The 14,650-nt window shown below is 72.0% G+C and carries 14 protein-coding genes; 5 read left to right on the top strand and 9 right to left on the bottom strand.

Annotated features, from left to right (window positions below):
* Positions 1 to 140 precede the first annotated feature (140 nt).
* Both ABZ570_RS23260 and ABZ570_RS23255 read left to right on the top strand, forming a co-directional pair.
* Positions 141 to 794, top strand: coding sequence for a helix-turn-helix domain-containing protein (locus ABZ570_RS23260; RefSeq protein ID WP_358067258.1), 654 nt, complete (start codon positions 141 to 143; stop codon positions 792 to 794).
* Between the two features lie 240 nt (positions 795 to 1,034).
* Positions 1,035 to 2,006, top strand: coding sequence for a hypothetical protein (locus ABZ570_RS23255; protein WP_358067255.1), 972 nt, complete (start codon positions 1,035 to 1,037; stop codon positions 2,004 to 2,006).
* Between the two features lie 124 nt (positions 2,007 to 2,130).
* On the opposite strand, the gene ABZ570_RS23250 is transcribed toward ABZ570_RS23255, so the two are convergent.
* On the bottom strand, positions 2,131 to 3,093 hold the full coding sequence (locus tag ABZ570_RS23250) for an EamA family transporter (protein WP_358067252.1): 963 nt from the start codon (positions 3,091 to 3,093) through the stop codon (positions 2,131 to 2,133).
* A gap of 86 nt (positions 3,094 to 3,179) precedes the next feature.
* Between ABZ570_RS23250 and ABZ570_RS23245 the strand changes: the two genes are divergently transcribed.
* Positions 3,180 to 3,725: a CGNR zinc finger domain-containing protein gene (locus ABZ570_RS23245; protein ID WP_358067249.1), complete on the top strand. Its 546-nt coding sequence runs from the start codon at positions 3,180 to 3,182 to the stop codon at positions 3,723 to 3,725.
* 75 nt (positions 3,726 to 3,800) lie between these two features.
* On the opposite strand, the gene ABZ570_RS23240 is transcribed toward ABZ570_RS23245, so the two are convergent.
* Both ABZ570_RS23240 and ABZ570_RS23235 read right to left on the bottom strand, forming a co-directional pair.
* Positions 3,801 to 3,983: a DUF397 domain-containing protein gene (locus ABZ570_RS23240; RefSeq protein ID WP_358067246.1), complete on the bottom strand. Its 183-nt coding sequence runs from the start codon at positions 3,981 to 3,983 to the stop codon at positions 3,801 to 3,803.
* Positions 3,974 to 4,786, bottom strand: a complete 813-nt coding sequence (locus tag ABZ570_RS23235) for a helix-turn-helix transcriptional regulator (RefSeq protein ID WP_358067267.1) — start codon at positions 4,784 to 4,786, stop codon at positions 3,974 to 3,976. Before ABZ570_RS23235 ends, ABZ570_RS23240 begins: the two co-directional genes overlap by 10 nt.
* A 260-nt stretch (positions 4,787 to 5,046) precedes the next feature.
* On the opposite strand from ABZ570_RS23235, the gene ABZ570_RS23230 reads away from it, so the two are divergent.
* Both ABZ570_RS23230 and ABZ570_RS23225 read left to right on the top strand, forming a co-directional pair.
* The gene (locus ABZ570_RS23230; RefSeq protein ID WP_358067243.1) at positions 5,047 to 5,316 is read left to right on the top strand and encodes a hypothetical protein; all 270 of its coding nucleotides are present in this window, start codon (positions 5,047 to 5,049) and stop codon (positions 5,314 to 5,316) included.
* Positions 5,317 to 5,344: 28 nt separating this feature from the next.
* On the top strand, positions 5,345 to 5,584 hold the full coding sequence (locus ABZ570_RS23225; RefSeq protein ID WP_358067264.1) for a hypothetical protein: 240 nt from the start codon (positions 5,345 to 5,347) through the stop codon (positions 5,582 to 5,584).
* A gap of 7 nt (positions 5,585 to 5,591) precedes the next feature.
* Here the strand turns inward: ABZ570_RS23225 and ABZ570_RS23220 are convergent, their stop codons facing one another.
* The 6 genes from ABZ570_RS23220 to ABZ570_RS23195 all read right to left on the bottom strand — a co-directional run bounded on the left by ABZ570_RS23220 (position 5,592) and on the right by ABZ570_RS23195 (position 14,512).
* A complete protein-coding gene (locus tag ABZ570_RS23220; protein ID WP_358067240.1) occupies positions 5,592 to 7,001 on the bottom strand; it encodes a class II fumarate hydratase in 1,410 nt (469 codons plus the stop codon).
* A 50-nt stretch (positions 7,002 to 7,051) separates the two neighbouring features.
* Positions 7,052 to 10,033, bottom strand: coding sequence for a BTAD domain-containing putative transcriptional regulator (locus tag ABZ570_RS23215; RefSeq protein ID WP_358067237.1), 2,982 nt, complete (start codon positions 10,031 to 10,033; stop codon positions 7,052 to 7,054).
* 331 nt (positions 10,034 to 10,364) lie between these two features.
* Positions 10,365 to 10,892 carry a hypothetical protein gene (locus ABZ570_RS23210; protein ID WP_358067235.1) on the bottom strand — a complete coding sequence of 176 codons (528 nt, stop codon included), beginning with the start codon at positions 10,890 to 10,892 and terminating at the stop codon, positions 10,365 to 10,367.
* A gap of 7 nt (positions 10,893 to 10,899) precedes the next feature.
* Positions 10,900 to 11,301 (bottom strand): hypothetical protein, encoded by a 402-nt coding sequence (locus ABZ570_RS23205; RefSeq protein ID WP_358067232.1) that lies wholly within the window; start codon positions 11,299 to 11,301, stop codon positions 10,900 to 10,902.
* Between the two features lie 93 nt (positions 11,302 to 11,394).
* Positions 11,395 to 13,062, bottom strand: a complete 1,668-nt coding sequence (locus tag ABZ570_RS23200; protein WP_358067229.1) for a fumarate hydratase — start codon at positions 13,060 to 13,062, stop codon at positions 11,395 to 11,397.
* Between the two features lie 67 nt (positions 13,063 to 13,129).
* Entirely contained in the window at positions 13,130 to 14,512 is a 1,383-nt protein-coding gene (locus ABZ570_RS23195) for a PQQ-binding-like beta-propeller repeat protein (RefSeq protein WP_358067261.1), read from the bottom strand.
* Positions 14,513 to 14,650 lie beyond the last annotated feature (138 nt).

The following is a 14,650-nucleotide window of genomic DNA, read 5'->3' as shown; positions in this document are numbered from 1 at the left end:
ACGCCCACCTTGCCGGCTTCCCTGGGGACGAAGTCCCGGACCGTTCGGGTGGCGGTGTCATACAGGCGCAGCGTCACCGTACAAGGGTAGCCGTCCACGCGTTTCGCGGTCGTCCGGAGCCGGGTCGTACGCTGCGTGCTGTGGACACGGCGGCACGGGCGGGAGAGACGGCCCAGACCCTGGACCGGGGGCTGCGCCTGCTGCACCTGGTCGCCGACGCGCCGGGTGGGCTGACCGTCACCGAGGCGGCGAACCGGCTGGGCATCGGCCGGGCCGCGGTCTACCGGCTGGTCGGCGCGCTGGTCGACCACGGCATGCTGCGCCGCGACGGCGGGGGCCGGCTGCGGCTCGGCGTGGGCGTGCTGCACCTGGCCCGGCGGGCCCAGCCGCTGCTCGCCGAGGGGGCGCTGCCCGCGCTGCGCCGGCTGGCCGAGCAGGCCGGCGCGACCGCGCACCTGACCGTGGTCGAGGGTGGCGAGGGGGTCGCCCTCGCGGTGGTGGAGCCGAGTTGGACGTCGTTCCACGTGGCCTACCGGACGGGGTCCCGGCACCCGCTGGAGCGGGGGGCAGCCGGGCGGGCCATCCTGGCCGGCCGGGCGGGTGCCACCGGCCCGGTCAGCACCAGCGGTGAGCTGCAGTCCGGGGCGTACGGGGTGGCCGCCCCGGTGCTCGGGGTGCCCGGTCTGGAGGCGAGCGTCGGGGTGGTGTCGCTGGCCCCGCTCGACGTGGACGTGGTCGGCGCCCAGGTCACCGCGGCCGCCCAGGCGATCGCCGCCGCCCTGACCGGAGCCTGATCGCCGCCGCCCTGCCGGGAGCTTGATCGACTCCGCCCTGACCGGAGCTTGATCGACTCCGTGTGCGGCAACCTGTGGTCTCAGCTGCCCCGGAGACCACAGGTTGCGGCACATCGAGTTGATCTCACGTAGCACAGCCGACGGCCGTGGTGCTGGTCGTCCACAGGCCGGCGGCAACGGCAGGCCGACGGTTGTCCACAGGGGTGTCGGTGAGCGGTCCCAGGTCTGCAGGCTGATCGCATGCCTGCTCAACCACACCGGCCGGACATCCTGGCCTGGCGCGTGTTCCGTGGTTCCGAGGTGGTTCGGCGTGGTCTGCTCACCACGCATCAGCTTCGCAGTTCGGCATGGGTTCGGGTGCGCCACGACGTCTATGCCGACGCCCGCCTCGACCGGGACCACGCGCTCGCCTGTCGGGCGGTGTCGCTGCAACTGCCGTCGGACGCACTGATCGCCGGGCCGTCGTCCGCGTACCTGCACGGCATCGAGCATGCCGCCGGATTCACCGACGACGTCCATGTGCTCGCGCCCCGCCCGGCCGGGCTGCGAAGTCAGCGCGGGCTCCGGGTTCACTCGACACTGCTCACGGTGCCGTTGCCCGTGCCCGCCCGATCCGGTCAGCTGCCGCGCGAGCCGTCGTGGCAGGCACGGTCGACCAACACGCCCCTGATGTTCGCGGCCGACCCACCGATGCGGACCGGGCCGGCGGACGCCGCCTGGCAAACCGCTGTCTGGCTGGATCCGATCCGCGCGGTCGGGATCGTCGACGCGTTGCTCGGCCGGGGCCTCACCACCCCGGCGGCGCTCGCCGAAACTGGTGACCGGAATGCCGAGCGTCCGGGCGGGCGGCGGGCACGCTGGATATTTGGCCTGGCTGACGCACGAGCGGGGTCTCCGGCCGAGTCGGCGCTGCGGGTTCGCCTGGTGCTCGCCGGGCTACCCAGGCCGCTGGCGCAGCACCCGGTTCGTCTGCTGTCCGGTCTGGTGCTGCATCCGGACCTGGCCTGGCCCGAGTTCCGGGTCGCTGTCGAGTACGACGGTCACTGGCACGTCGACCCGGACCAGCTCCACCGGGACCGGCGGCGACTGAACCAGCTCGTCACGGCTGGCTGGCTGGTGCTGCATGTGACGAGCCGCCGCCTACATCAGGAGTTCCCCGCGGTCGTCCGGGAAGTCCGCGCCGCCCTGTCCTCCCGAGGCTGGCGGCCGTGAGGTCCGATCAAGCGGGGCCGGGAAATGCTCCGGCGAGTCCCCCACGTACACGATCAGCTCGGCCGGCAGCCCGGCCGCCGCCAGCAGGGTTTCGTCGGCGTCGAAGACGACCCGCGCGGCCTGCTCATCGCTCGCCGGCCAGCGCCGGCTCGGTGGGAGCGGGCGGGGCCGCCTCCGGTGCGACGCGCAGCTCGTCCAGCCGGACCAGGGCGACTCCGGCGACGATCAGCGCGCCGCCGAGCAGTTGGACGGGGCTCGGCAACTCGCCCAGCACCAGCCAGGCGATCAGCACCGCGAACATCACCTCGGTCAGCCCGACGAACGAGGACAGTCGCGCACCGAGCAGCCGGGCGCCGGCGACGCCGGTCAGGTACGCGACCACGGCCGCGATCAGCGACAGGCCGGCGATCGGCACCAGCCAGCTGACCTGGTGCCCGGCGAAGGTGACGTCGGCGGCGGCGGCCCGCAGCGGCAGCACCCCTACCGCGCCGAGCAGGCCCAGCGCCAGCCCACCGACGGCCATGCCGCCGCTGGCCATCACCACGGACGGCAGCGCGGCGTCGACCCGGCCGGCGATGACGAAGTAGCCGGCCAGCCCGACCCCGGCGCCGAGCCCCCAGAGCACCCCGATCGGGTCGAGCCGCCCCGCGCCGGTCAGATCCAGCACGAACACCAGCCCGCCGAGCGCGGTCAACGACCCGGCCACGGTGAGCAGCCGGGGCCGCTGACCGTGGACCAGCCACATCCAGCCGACCACCAGCACGATGCCGAGGTATTCCAGCAGGAGCGCGACGCCCACCGGCAGGTAGCGGACCGCGTTGAAGAAGCACGCCTGGGCCACTGCCACGCCGAGCACTCCGAACACGACGACCGTGCCGGCGTTGCGGCGCAGCACCCGCCATCGGCCACGCAGTGCCAGCACGCCCGGGACGGCCAGCACCAGCGCCGCGATGCCGATCCGGGCCAGCACGACCGCTTCCGCGGACCAGCCGCCGGTGATCAGCGAACGGGCGAAGGTGCCCGAGGTGGCGAAGGTGAGCGCGGAGATCAGGGCCAGGCCAAGGCCGACGCCGGTCCGTTCACGCATCGACAGCTCCTAGATCCGTACGACCGGTCATGTGTGAAACGCGGTTATGCTCATGACGCTAGGCCGGCATCCTGACAGGAGTCAAGTTGCGTTTCGCCCATGACACCGAGTGTGGCCTGGTCGCCACCGCCGGGCTGGTAAACACCGCCGGCCCGGACCGGGAGGGGCTGCCCGACGTGGCCGCCCTCGACCAATTCATCACCGCCCACGGCTGGACCGGCCGGCACGAGCACACCGACGCCGAACTGCGCGAGGTCCACGCCCTGCGGCCCCGGCTCCGCCGGATCTGGTACGCCGACATCGACGAGGTGGTGGTCATCGTCAACGGCCTGCTCCGCGAGTCGCGCGCGATGCCGCAGCTCATCCGGCACGACGACGAGCCGTACCACGTGCACGCCGTGCCCCGCGACGCGCCGCTGGCGACCCGGATGGCGGTCGAGGCGGCCATGGCGCTGGCCGACCTGGTCCGCATGGGCGAGCTGAGCCGGCTGCGCATCTGCGCCCACCCGGACTGCGACAACGTCCTGGTCGACCTGTCGAAGAACCGGTGCCGCCGGTTCTGTGACGCCGGCTGCGGCAACCGGGCCGCGGTCAGCGCCTACCGGGCCCGCAAGGCGGCGGCCCACTCCTGACGCACCGCGGGCCGGTCCGGCCGGCGCAGCTCGTACTCGACCTCGCGCCCCTCGCCGCGGCGTCGCGCGACGGGGTTACCGCGTCAGCGCGGCGACGAAGGTCCGCCAGGCGTACGGGTCGAAGGTGAGCACCGGCCCGGCCGGGTCCTTGCTGTCCCGCACGCCGACCACACCAGGCAGGTTCGTCGCCACCTCGACACACTGGTCATTGGAACCACTCCGGCGGCTCTTGTGCCACCGAGCGCCGGTCAACTCCATGATTCCGCCAATTCCCTCAGCCGCTCGATCGATTCCTGTGGCGGCAGCGCCACGGCGAGGGTAGCTTCCCAGGTCCGTTGCAGCCGCATGAGATCGGCCGGCCGATCCAGCTCCTGCCCGCCGATCTGGCCCCCCAGAAAGGCCAACTCCGCTCCGTCGGCCATGCTGGCGAGGATGAACGGGCCGTTCAAACCCGGGTACTCCTCGGCAGAGCACGGCACGACGTGGATCCGGACGTGTGGATGCTCAGCGGCAAGGCGGGCCAGGTGCAAGACCTGCTCGAACATGACCTTCCGGCCGCCCACCCGCCGGCGCAGCACCGACTCGTCCACCACCGCTACGAGCCGAGGTGGGCGCTCCGCATAGAGCACCCCTTGACTGTCCATCCGATCTGTTAACCGCCGCTCGACCTCGTCCGGGTTGAGCAGCGGATCGGACTCGAAGACCGCCCGTGCATATGCCTCGGTCTGCAACAGACCTGGAACATGCAGCGGGTCGAACCAGCGTAGGGCCCATGATTCCGCCAGGATTGCCCGCCAGCCGCGTAGCCAGGGCTGGGCCCGGTCCAGGCTGACCAGGTCGGTGAGCATCCGGCCGAAGAGGCCGCCGGTGTCGAGGGCCTTGTCGAACTGTTCCAGGTATTTCGGATTGGGTGGCTGCTGGCCGAGTTCCACGGCGCTGACCATCGACGGTGAGTAGTTGAGCGCCTTGGCCAGCTCGTCCTGGCTCCAGCCCCGGCGAACCCGTGCCCGGCGCAACTCCGCCACCAGGAACGCCGCCGCGGTCATCTGCCCGCCCGCCATCTCCAACCGCCCTCCAGGACCGGGGTGATCCACTCCAGCGCCGCGCCACCGGCAACCCGGCCCCGCCCACAGTGCCTCGGACAGCGCGGACAAACCCTTCCGACCGTAGTGGTGTCGTCAGCAGACTGTGAAGCGCGACGCTCGCCGCTCGACCCCCCGGGCACGGCGTCGCGGTGGGACCGCCCGCTCCCCCGGCCGGGCGGTCCCGCCAGCCGGGGTGATGTCGCAAACGATTCAGCTCTGTAGGAGGGACAACAGACATGCCTCGGCCGTCCTCGAACCAGCGCCCCGTCCCCCTCGCGCCGCGACACCGCCGCGTCTGGCGCGGGCTGCGGGCGTACTGCTCCTGCGGCCTGCGCTGGCGCACCTGCCCGGACCGGCACACGCCCGTGCCGACCGAGCCGGTCACACCTCCGCCGCCCCCGAACCGTCCACCATGGGCCCGGGCAACCGTGGCGAACCCGCAGGTCGGCCGCGCCGGACGGCTCACCCTCGCGCAGACCTGGCGGGCCAACGGCGGCCGGTGGTGACCGGCGCAGGGCTGCGGCCCGACCGCACCTGCCGCTGCGCCCGCTGTGGGTCTGCCGGGCGTGCGCCGCGCCCTGGCCGTGCGCCGCCGCCCGGCTCGCCCTGGTCGCCGAGTACGCGGCCGATCCGGTCGGGCTCAGCGTCTACCTCTGTGGTGTGCTGCACGAGGCGACGGCCGACCTGTACCGGCTGCACCCGGACGACGCCCCCGCCCCGGCGGCGCTCTTCGACCGGTTCCTCTCCTGGGCGCGGCGACGGGGTACGCCGTGAGCCCCGGTCAGGGGTGGGTCATCCGGAGCAGATCGAGGGCCTCGTCGAGCTGGCTCTCGCTGAGCTTGCCCGAGGCGACGTGCCCCCGGGAGATCACCACCTCCCGGATCGAGACCTGCTTGGCCAGCGCCTCCTTGGCGATCGAGGCGGCCTCGTCGTACCCGAGGTGGCGGTTGAGCGGGGTCACGATCGACGGCGAGCCCTCGGCGTACGCCAGGCAGACCTCGGCGTCCGCGACCAGGCCGGCCACCAGGCGGTCGGCGAAGAGCCGGCTCGAGGCGGCCAGCAGCTTGATCGACTCCAGCAGGTTGCGGCCCATCACCGGGAGCATCACGTTCAGCTCGAAGTCACCCTGCGAGCCGGCGAACGCCACCGTGGCGTCGTTGCCGATCACCTGGGCGCAGACCTGCCGCACCGCCTCGGCGACCACCGGGTTCACCTTGCCGGGCATGATCGACGAGCCGGGCTGGAGGTCGGGGATGCGCAGCTCCCGCAGGCCGGCGCGCGGGCCGGAGCCCATCCAGCGAATGTCGTTGGCCATCTTGTAGAGGCCGACCGCGATGGTGCGGAGCTGGCCGGAGGTCTCCACCAGCGCGTCCCGGGCGCCCTGCGCCTCGAAGTGGTTGCGCGCCTCGGTCAGCGGCAGGCCCGTCGAGGCGCGCAACCTCTCGATCACCTTGCCGGCGAAGCCCAGCGGGGTGTTGATGCCGGTGCCCACGGCCGTGCCGCCGAGCGGCAGTTCGGCCAGCCGGGGCAGCGCCGCCTCCAGCCGCTCGACGCCGTAGCGGACCTGGGCGGCGTACCCGCCGAACTCCTGGCCCAGGGTGACCGGGGTGGCGTCCATCAGGTGGGTACGCCCCGCCTTGACCACCGTCTCGAACTCGGCCGCCTTCTCCTCCAGCGCCCCGGCCAGGTGCTTCAGCGAGGGGATCAGATCCTCCACCACGAACTGGGTGGCGGCCAGGTGGATCGACGTCGGGAAGACGTCGTTGCTGGACTGCGAGGCGTTGACGTCGTCGTTCGGGTGCACGTTCCGGCCCAGTTCACGGCTGGCCAGGGTGGCGATCACCTCGTTGGCGTTCATGTTGGACGACGTGCCGGAGCCGGTCTGGAAGATGTCCACCGGGAACTGGTCGTCGTACCCGCCGTCGGCCACGTGCGCGGCGGCGGTGGCGATCGCCTCCGCGACGTCCGCCCCGATCACGCCCAGCTCGCCGTTGACCTGGGCGGCAGCCCCCTTGATCTGCGCCAGGGCCTTGATCTGGGCCGGTTCCAGACCCCGCCCGGAGATCGGGAAGTTCTGCACCGCGCGCTGGGTCTGCGCCCGCCACAACGCCTCGGCGGGCACCTCCACCTCGCCCATCGAGTCGTGTTCGATCCGGTAGCCGGTCGCCTCTGGAGTCGTCACGCGTACCATCCTGCCGCGCTGTTTGCCGGCCCGCAGGGAAAGCCGGGCCGCTGCGGGGCTCAGCCCAGCTCGGCCAGCAACTGCTCGCTCCTCCGCAGATCCGGGGACTCGACCTGCCGGAACAGGGCCAGCGCCCGGCTCGCGTACGTCCGGGCCTGCTGAAGGTCGGTGCCGCGCAGGCAGCGGGCCATCCCGTCCAAGGCCCGGGCCTGCTCGTAGCGGGCGCCCAATCGGGTGGCGTCGGCAAGCACCCGGCGGTGCAGGTCCAGCGCGCTGCTGGCGTCCCCCTGCTCGAGGATCGCCTGGGCCAGCAGGTTCCGCGAGGCGTACTGCCCGATCCGGTCCCCGGCGTCGCGCATCGCCGCCAGCGCTTCCCGGTGCATCGCCGCGGCCTGCTCGGGGCGGCCGGCCTCGCGTTCGATCACGCCGAGCTCGTTGAGCGCCTCGCCCTGGCCGTACCGGTTGCCGGACTTGCGCTTCAGGTACAGCGCCATCCGCAGCAGCCGGCGGGCCGGTCCCGAGTCACCCATCCGGTGCCGGATGATTCCGATGTGCCCGAGGGCGTAGGCGATCATCCCCAGGTCGCCCACCTGCCGGGCGGACAGGAGATGGTGTCGCGCCAACCGCAGCGCCTGCTCGTAGCGCCCCCACTGCGCCAGGCCGTAGGAGAGGTTGTTGAGCAGGTTGCTCAGCTCTCCGGCATCCTCCGGGCCGCGCATCATCGTCAGCGACGCGTCGAAGTACTCCTGGCCGCGGCGGTACTCGCCGTGCGCGCAGTACGCGGCCCCGAGGTTCCACAGGGTGTCGCGAACCTCCCGCTGCAGTCCCAGCCCACGGCGCAGGTCGAGGACCACCTCCGTCAGGCGGATCGCCTCCGCGAACCGAGCCTGGCGGTAGTAGACCGAGGCCAGGTAGTTCAGCATCATGGCGACGGCGGCCTGGTCCCCCAGGGCCTCGGCGGCGCGGAGGCCGATGGTGTGCATCTCGATCAACTCGTCCAGGTAACCGACCTGGTAATGGTGATGCCAGCAGACCCGGGTGAGCTGCCAGCAGTGCCGGGGCATCCCGTCCGCCTCGGCGAGTCGGACCAGCGCGGTCAGGGTGGCCCGGTTCTCGTCGAACCAGGCGACGCCCTGGGCGACCGCGGCCTCGACCAGATCCGGCCGAGGCGGTGGGGGCAGCGCGGGCAGGTGCCGGCTACCGGTCGACTCGTTCTGCCGGGCCAGCACCCCTGCCACGTGCAGGTGGTAGTCGAGCAGCCGCTGCACGGCGGCCCGCCGTTCGTCGGCGTGCGCCGGTTCGGCGAGCAGGGTGCGGGCGTACTCGACGATGAGATCGTGCAGCCGATACCGCCCCGGCGCCACCTCCTCCGCCAGATGGGCATCGACCAACTCGTCGAGCAGGTCCTGCGCGGCGGGCAGGGGCAGGTCCGTGAGGATGGCGGCCACCCGGTTGTCGAACCGTACGGCGGGGTGCAGCCCGAGTAGCCGGAACATCCGTTGTGCGCCCGACGACACCTGGGCGTACGACAGGGCGAAGGCCCGCCCCACCGAGCGTTCCCCCGCCGCGATCTCGGACAGCGGGTTCCGCCCGCCGGCCAGCCGCTCGGCCAGGTCCGCGATCCGCCACCTCGGACGGTGGGCCAGGCGGGCGCCGGCCAACCGGATCGCCAGGGGCAGGTGACCGCAGCGCCGGGCCACCTCGGCGGCGGCGCCCGGTTCGGCGGCGACCCGCTCGGGGCCGGCGATCCGGGCGAGCAGCTCGACCGCCTCGTCGGGATCCAGCACCGGCAGGGACGACGGCCGCCCGTCGTCGAGCCCGATCAGCCGGCGTCGGCTGGTGATCAGGACCAGATTGTCCGGCCCGTTCGGCAGCAGCGGCGCCACCTGCGCGGTGTCGGCCGCGTTGTCGAGAACCACCAGGGCGCGCCGGTTGGCCAGCTCGGTACGCCACATCGCCAGCCGGTCGTCGAGGTCGAGCGGCACCCGCTCGGCCGGGACGCCGAGCTGGCGGAGCAGCATCGCCACCGCGGCGGCCGGGGTCAGGGGACTACGCTCGCTGTGCCCGTGCAGGTCGAGGAAGAGGTGCGCGTCGGGGTAACGGTCGCCGAGGGCGGCCGCCACGTGCACGGCGAGCGTGGTCTTGCCGCTGCCCGCCATCCCGTCGATGACCTGGATCCGGGCCCCGTCCTCCTCGATCTCCCGCACCAGCCGGGCCAACGTCTGCTGCCGCCCGGTGAAGTCGCCGATCGCGCGGGGCAGCGAGCGGACCGGGACGGTGGCGCGGCTCTCCGGGCCACCGAACGCCAGGTCGCCGGCGAGCACCCGCTGGTGCAGTTCCTGCAACGCCGCACCGGGCTCGATGCCCAGCTCCTCGGCGTAGATGCGGCGGCCCTCCCGGTAGACGGCGAGCGCGTCCGCCTGCCGGCCCACCGCGGAGAGGGCGAGCATGAGCTGGCCGCGCAGCCGTTCCCGCAGCGGATGCCGGTCCACGCTCTCGGTCAGCTCGTCGATCAGGTCGGGCGCCTGGCGCAGCCGCAGTTCGACGTCGACGCACTCCTCCAGCGCGGCGAGGCGCTGCTCGTCCAGCGTCTGGGCCCGTCGCCGTACGCTCCGGCTGGTGATGCCGCTCAGCGCCGGCCCGCGCCAGAGGGCCAATCCGGCCCGGTAGTGTCGACGGGCCTCGATCGGCTGCCCGGCGGCCACGGCGGCCCGCCCCGCCTCGACCGTTCGGGCGAAGACCTCCGCGTCCAGGTCGTCCGGGGCGATCCGGATGCCGTAGCCGACCGGGTCGGTGACGATGGTCTCCGGCGGCAGCCCGAGCAGGGCGAGGCGCTGCCGCAGCCGCGACACGCAGATCTGGAGCTGGGTGCGGGCGGTGGCCGGCGGCCGCTCCTCCCAGACCGCGTCGATCAGCTCCTCGATGGGCAACGAGCGGCCGGCCCGCAGCAGCAGCATGGCGAGGACGGTGCGGTCCCGCCCCGCGGTGACGGTGGTCTCGCCATCGCCCAGCCGCAGGGGCCCCAGGATTCCGAACCGCATCTGCTCCCCGCACGCCTTCCTGTGCAACTTCCAGCAGGGTAGCCCGGCTGTCACGGATCGCCGCGCTCGGACGATAGCGATCTGATAGTCGATCGACAGTGCCAGGCCCGAAACTCGTTCCGGGTTGTCGGTGACGGCATCCGACGGGGGCGGTGCGCCCACCGGGAATCCCCCCCTCCCGGTTGGGCGCACCGACGTCGATGGCGCCGACCGTTGAGGGCAGGCCAGACGAGTGGGTATCATTCAACCGCCAGGAGCAGTAGCTTCCTGGAAGTGGACCCGGCAGCCTTCCGGACGGTGGGTGGGCCGGGTCTCGCGTTTCTACACGAGTTCAGACTCGCCGGATCTCGCTCACCATCGGCCGTATCGTGGCTCGCCATTCCCCACCCCGGGCCCACGACCAGGCAAGGGCGTCAGGCAGCGACAGGAGGCCATCCTCGTGTGCACGAAGGTGGTCGTAGCGCATCTGCCCGGCGACGCCGGCTAGCCGCATCTCAACGTTAAGAATGCGGACATCGGCGTTACGGCGGGATTCGTCCAGTTCCAGCACCACTCGCTCTGCGGCGACTTTGGCAGCATCGGTGATCAGAGCCCGCAGACACACCTCGCGAGCTATCCGGTGGTCGCGGTAATCCGTGGCGTCGTAGAGAACAACCGCAATATCGAGCCCCCGCAGCGCGGCAAGAATCGCCCGCCTCCGATCATCCCGCTCCTTGCAGAAGTGGATGCTGCGCTGACCAGGCAGGGTAAGCCGAGCAACGGCCTGCCGCGCAGCGACCAACCGGTGCTGATCCATCGCGACTGCGGCGAGGACGAGGCCCCGCTCCTTGGTTTCATCGACGAAGATGTGCGGGCCCACGCCCACCTCACCGGTGCCTGAGCGTCTGGAGGGGCGCTCCGGTTTCCGCCAGGAGGAAGAAATTCCAGCCGTTACGGTGTGGGCTTACCTCAGGGTTGTAGTGCTGGACGATCTGCCGGGCAGCCTGGCTCGGCGTCTTGAACGTTTGACCAGCGAGCGGCCCCGAAGTGATCTCGATGCGCCCTGGTCCTGGGATGAACGAGGCATACGTGCGGTGACCGGCGTAGTCGGCGTAGACACTGACCGCGGCAGGCTCCTTTTCGCCACGGGAGGCACCGGGCGACGACTCCGCCCGCGCCCGCGCGTCCGCAACCAGCCGGGCTACCACCTGCCCCTTCGTCAGCCCGGAGACACTTGCGGCGAATGCCAGGTACCGGTCTGTGTCGTCATCAACATCGATTGACGGCATGCGCCCACCCCTCCTCTACCGCCAGAAAGAGCAGAGGAGGTGGGAATCTTGGTCAATCCCAAAGACTCAGCAGTCTTAGGATTCTCATAATCCTCAGGTGCGGCCGATGGTGAGCACCGGCTTGGTGACCTCGGCGAAGAAGTCGTTGCCCTTGTCGTCCACGACGATGAAGGCGGGGAAGTCCTCCACCTCGATCTTCCAGACCGCCTCCATGCCCAGCTCGGGGTATTCGAGCACCTCGACGTGCTTGATGCAGTCCTGCGCCAGCCGGGCGGCCGGGCCGCCGATCGAGCCGAGGTAGAAGCCACCGTGCTGCTGGCAGGAGCGGGTGACCTGAGCGGAGCGGTTGCCCTTGGCCAGCATCACCATCGAGCCGCCGGCCGCCTGGAACTTCTCCACGTACGCGTCCATCCGGCCGGCCGTCGTCGGGCCGAACGAGCCGGAGGCGTAGCCCTCGGGGGTCTTGGCCGGGCCGGCGTAGTAGACGGCGTGGTCGCGGAGGTACTGCGGCATCGGCTCGCCCGCGTCCAGCCGCTCGGCGATCTTGGCGTGTGCGATGTCCCGGGCCACCACGAGGGGACCGGACAGCGAGAGCCGGGTCTTGACCGGGTACTTCGACAGCTCGGCCCGGATCTCGTCCATCGGCCGGTTGAGGTCGACCTTGACGACCTCGGACGCGTCGAGCTGCGCGTCGGTGACGTCCGGCAGGTAGCGCGCCGGGTCGGTCTCCAGCCGCTCCAGCCACACCCCCGACGGGGTGATCTTGGCGACCGCCTGCCGGTCGGCGGAGCAGGAGACGGCGATCGCCACCGGGCAGGAGGCGCCGTGCCGGGGCAGCCGGACCACCCGTACGTCGTGGCAGAAGTAGCGACCACCGAACTGCGCGCCGATGCCGAAGTTGCGGGTCAGCTCCAGCACCTCGGCCTCCAGCTCCAGGTCACGGAAGCCGTGGGCGCTCATCGAGCCCTGCGTCGGGAGGGTGTCGAGGTACTTCGCGGAGGCGTACTTGGCGGTCTTCAGCGCGTACTCGGCGGAGGTGCCGCCGATGACGATGGCCAGGTGGTACGGCGGGCAGGCCGACGTGCCGATCAGCCGCAGCTTCTCCTCCAGGAACTGCATCATCCGCGTCGGGTTCAGCAGCGCCTTGGTCTCCTGGTAGAGGTACGACTTGTTGGCCGAGCCGCCGCCCTTGGCCATGAAGAGGAACTTGTACGCGTCCGGGTGCCCGTCCGGGTCCTCGGCGTAGAGCTCCACCTGGGCGGGCAGGTTGCTGCCCGTGTTCCGCTCCTCCCACATGGTCAGCGGGGCGAGCTGGGAGTAGCGCAGGTTGAGCCGGGTGTAGGCCTGGTAGACGCCGCGCGAGACGGCCTCGGCGTCGGTGCCGTCGGTGAGCACGTGCCGGCCACGCTTGCCCATCACGATCGCGGTGCCGGTGTCCTGGCACATCGGCAGCACGCCGCCCGCGGCGATGTTGGCGTTGCGCAGCAGGTCGAGCGCGACGAACCGGTCGTTCGGCGAGGCCGCCGGATCGTCGATGATCGACCGGAGCTGGGCCAGGTGCGCCGGGCGCAGGAAGTGGGCGATGTCGTGCATCGCCTCGGCGGTCAGCGCGGTCAGCGCGGCAGGCTCCACGGTGAGGAACCGACGGCCACCCGGGCCGTTGACGACATCGACGCCCTCGTCGGTGATCAGGCGATATTCGGTCTGGTCGGGACCGGTCGGCAGCAAGGGGGCGTACGAGAACGCGGCGGCACTGCTCATGTCCGAAGAGCCTAGGGCAGACGTGTCGATCAGTGGCACCCGCCGGGGTGCTCCTGGGATGCCGCTCTCACCCACCGCCGGCGCAGAGTTCCCGCTTTGGTCCACAGCTTCCCTGGTCGGACGGGGGCGCGTAGGTGACGCCCGGATTCGGTCCGGGAGCGTCCCCCTCGGCCGGGGCAGGCGCGCCGGAGCTGCCGGTGCCCCAGCGGACGTACCCGATCTCCCGCCCCTCCCCGATGATCATGCCGTTCGGGCCGACCGCCAGGGCGTTCGCCGCGGTCCGCAGCGTCACCAGCTCCCGCCCCGTGCGCGGGTCGACCGCGGTCAGCCGGGACGGCTTCTCGTCGGCGATCACCGCCGCGTACGGGGTGAGGGCCGCGCCGCTCTTTCCGCTGGCCGGTCGGGTCCACTGGTCCCGGTCGACCGACAGCTCCCGCCCCAGGACGGCGCTCTTGTCGGCGCTGCGCACCAGCGCGTACCGGTCGTCGACGGCGAGCAGCTTCTGTCCGTCCGCCCCGACCTGGAGCAGCCGGCCGTCGTACCCGTCGATCACTGCCTCGCGGCCGTCCGGGGCGATCCCGATCAGCACGTTCCGGGCGCCCTGCGGGTCCTCCCGCTGCACGCAGCCGGCGTAGTCCGCGGTCCGCAGGTTCACCCCGGCCCGCCGCCACACCTCCCGCCCGGTGGCGGGGTCGACGGCGGTGATGACGAAGTAGCAGTTGCCGTCGCGGGAGGTGGCGGCGATCCGGAGCAGCCGGCCACCGATCACCGCCAGCCGCTCGTCGCGGCCGGGTTGGACGTTCTGCAGCACCCGGCCGGTGGCGGTGTCCACCACGTGCACCCGCCCGTCGACCGGGAAGCCGAGCAGCGGCGGGACCGCCTCCGGCCCGGCCACCCCGTCGTCGATGCGCGGGGCGCCCAGCCGCCGGGTGCCGAGCAGTTCTGGGTTGTCGGCGAGCAGTCCGGTGTGCACGCCGGGCAGGAACGCGGTCCACAACGGCTTCGTGCCGCGCGGCTCCCAGGCGCTCAGCGTGCAGTCGGTCGCCTGTACGCAGCGCGCGTCGAGGAGGATGTTCCGGTAGGTCCAGACCGCCACCGCCTCGTCGTCCCGGCGGCGGACCGCGCCGGTGGTCGGGTCGAGCAGCTCGTACCCCTTGACCAGGAGCTTGCCCACGGCGATGACCGGGTCCCGGTCGCCGCCGGCGACGGCCGCCCAGTCCGCCTTACGCTCCCAGAGCTGGCTGCCGGTGGCCAGGCTGCGCGCCTCCACCCGGGTCCGCTGCTCCACGACGACGGTGTCGCCGGCGATGGTGACGCTCTTCGGCGTGCCGCCGATCCGCTGCTGCCAGACCACGTCCGGCTCGGAGATCGGCTCGCTCCGGTCGATCCAGTCCCACATCCCGGGGAACGGGTTCCACACGCCGGTGGCGGCGAGTACGACCACGGTGATGAGCCCCAGCAGCACCCCCCCACGTACGCCACGGCCCGTCACACCGCACACGGTAGCGACGCCCACCCCCGCCCCGAACCCCCGCACGTGCGTGTCGCCCCCCATTCGCGCCGATCTTGCAGTTCCGGCCCCTACTTC

The organism is Micromonospora sp. NPDC007271, from assembly GCF_040634005.1.
Classification (GTDB): Bacteria; Actinomycetota; Actinomycetes; order Mycobacteriales; family Micromonosporaceae; genus Micromonospora.
This window is presented reverse-complemented; position numbering and strand designations above follow the sequence as displayed.

Bases quoted from the DNA above. Each gene is read 5' to 3' on its own strand.
- ABZ570_RS23255 (WP_358067255.1), top strand. From the start codon at position 1,035: ATGCCTGCTCAACCACACCGGCCGGACATCCTGGCCTGGCGCGTGTTC.
- ABZ570_RS23250 (WP_358067252.1), bottom strand. From the start codon at position 3,093: ATGCGTGAACGGACCGGCGTCGGCCTTGGCCTGGCCCTGATCTCCGCG.
- ABZ570_RS23240 (WP_358067246.1), bottom strand. From the start codon at position 3,983: ATGGAGTTGACCGGCGCTCGGTGGCACAAGAGCCGCCGGAGTGGTTCC.
- ABZ570_RS23235 (WP_358067267.1), bottom strand. From the start codon at position 4,786: ATGGCGGGCGGGCAGATGACCGCGGCGGCGTTCCTGGTGGCGGAGTTG.
- ABZ570_RS23230 (WP_358067243.1), top strand. From the start codon at position 5,047: ATGCCTCGGCCGTCCTCGAACCAGCGCCCCGTCCCCCTCGCGCCGCGA.
- ABZ570_RS23220 (WP_358067240.1), bottom strand. From the start codon at position 7,001: ATGGTACGCGTGACGACTCCAGAGGCGACCGGCTACCGGATCGAACAC.
- ABZ570_RS23215 (WP_358067237.1), bottom strand. From the start codon at position 10,033: ATGCGGTTCGGAATCCTGGGGCCCCTGCGGCTGGGCGATGGCGAGACC.
- ABZ570_RS23205 (WP_358067232.1), bottom strand. From the start codon at position 11,301: ATGCCGTCAATCGATGTTGATGACGACACAGACCGGTACCTGGCATTC.
- ABZ570_RS23200 (WP_358067229.1), bottom strand. From the start codon at position 13,062: ATGAGCAGTGCCGCCGCGTTCTCGTACGCCCCCTTGCTGCCGACCGGT.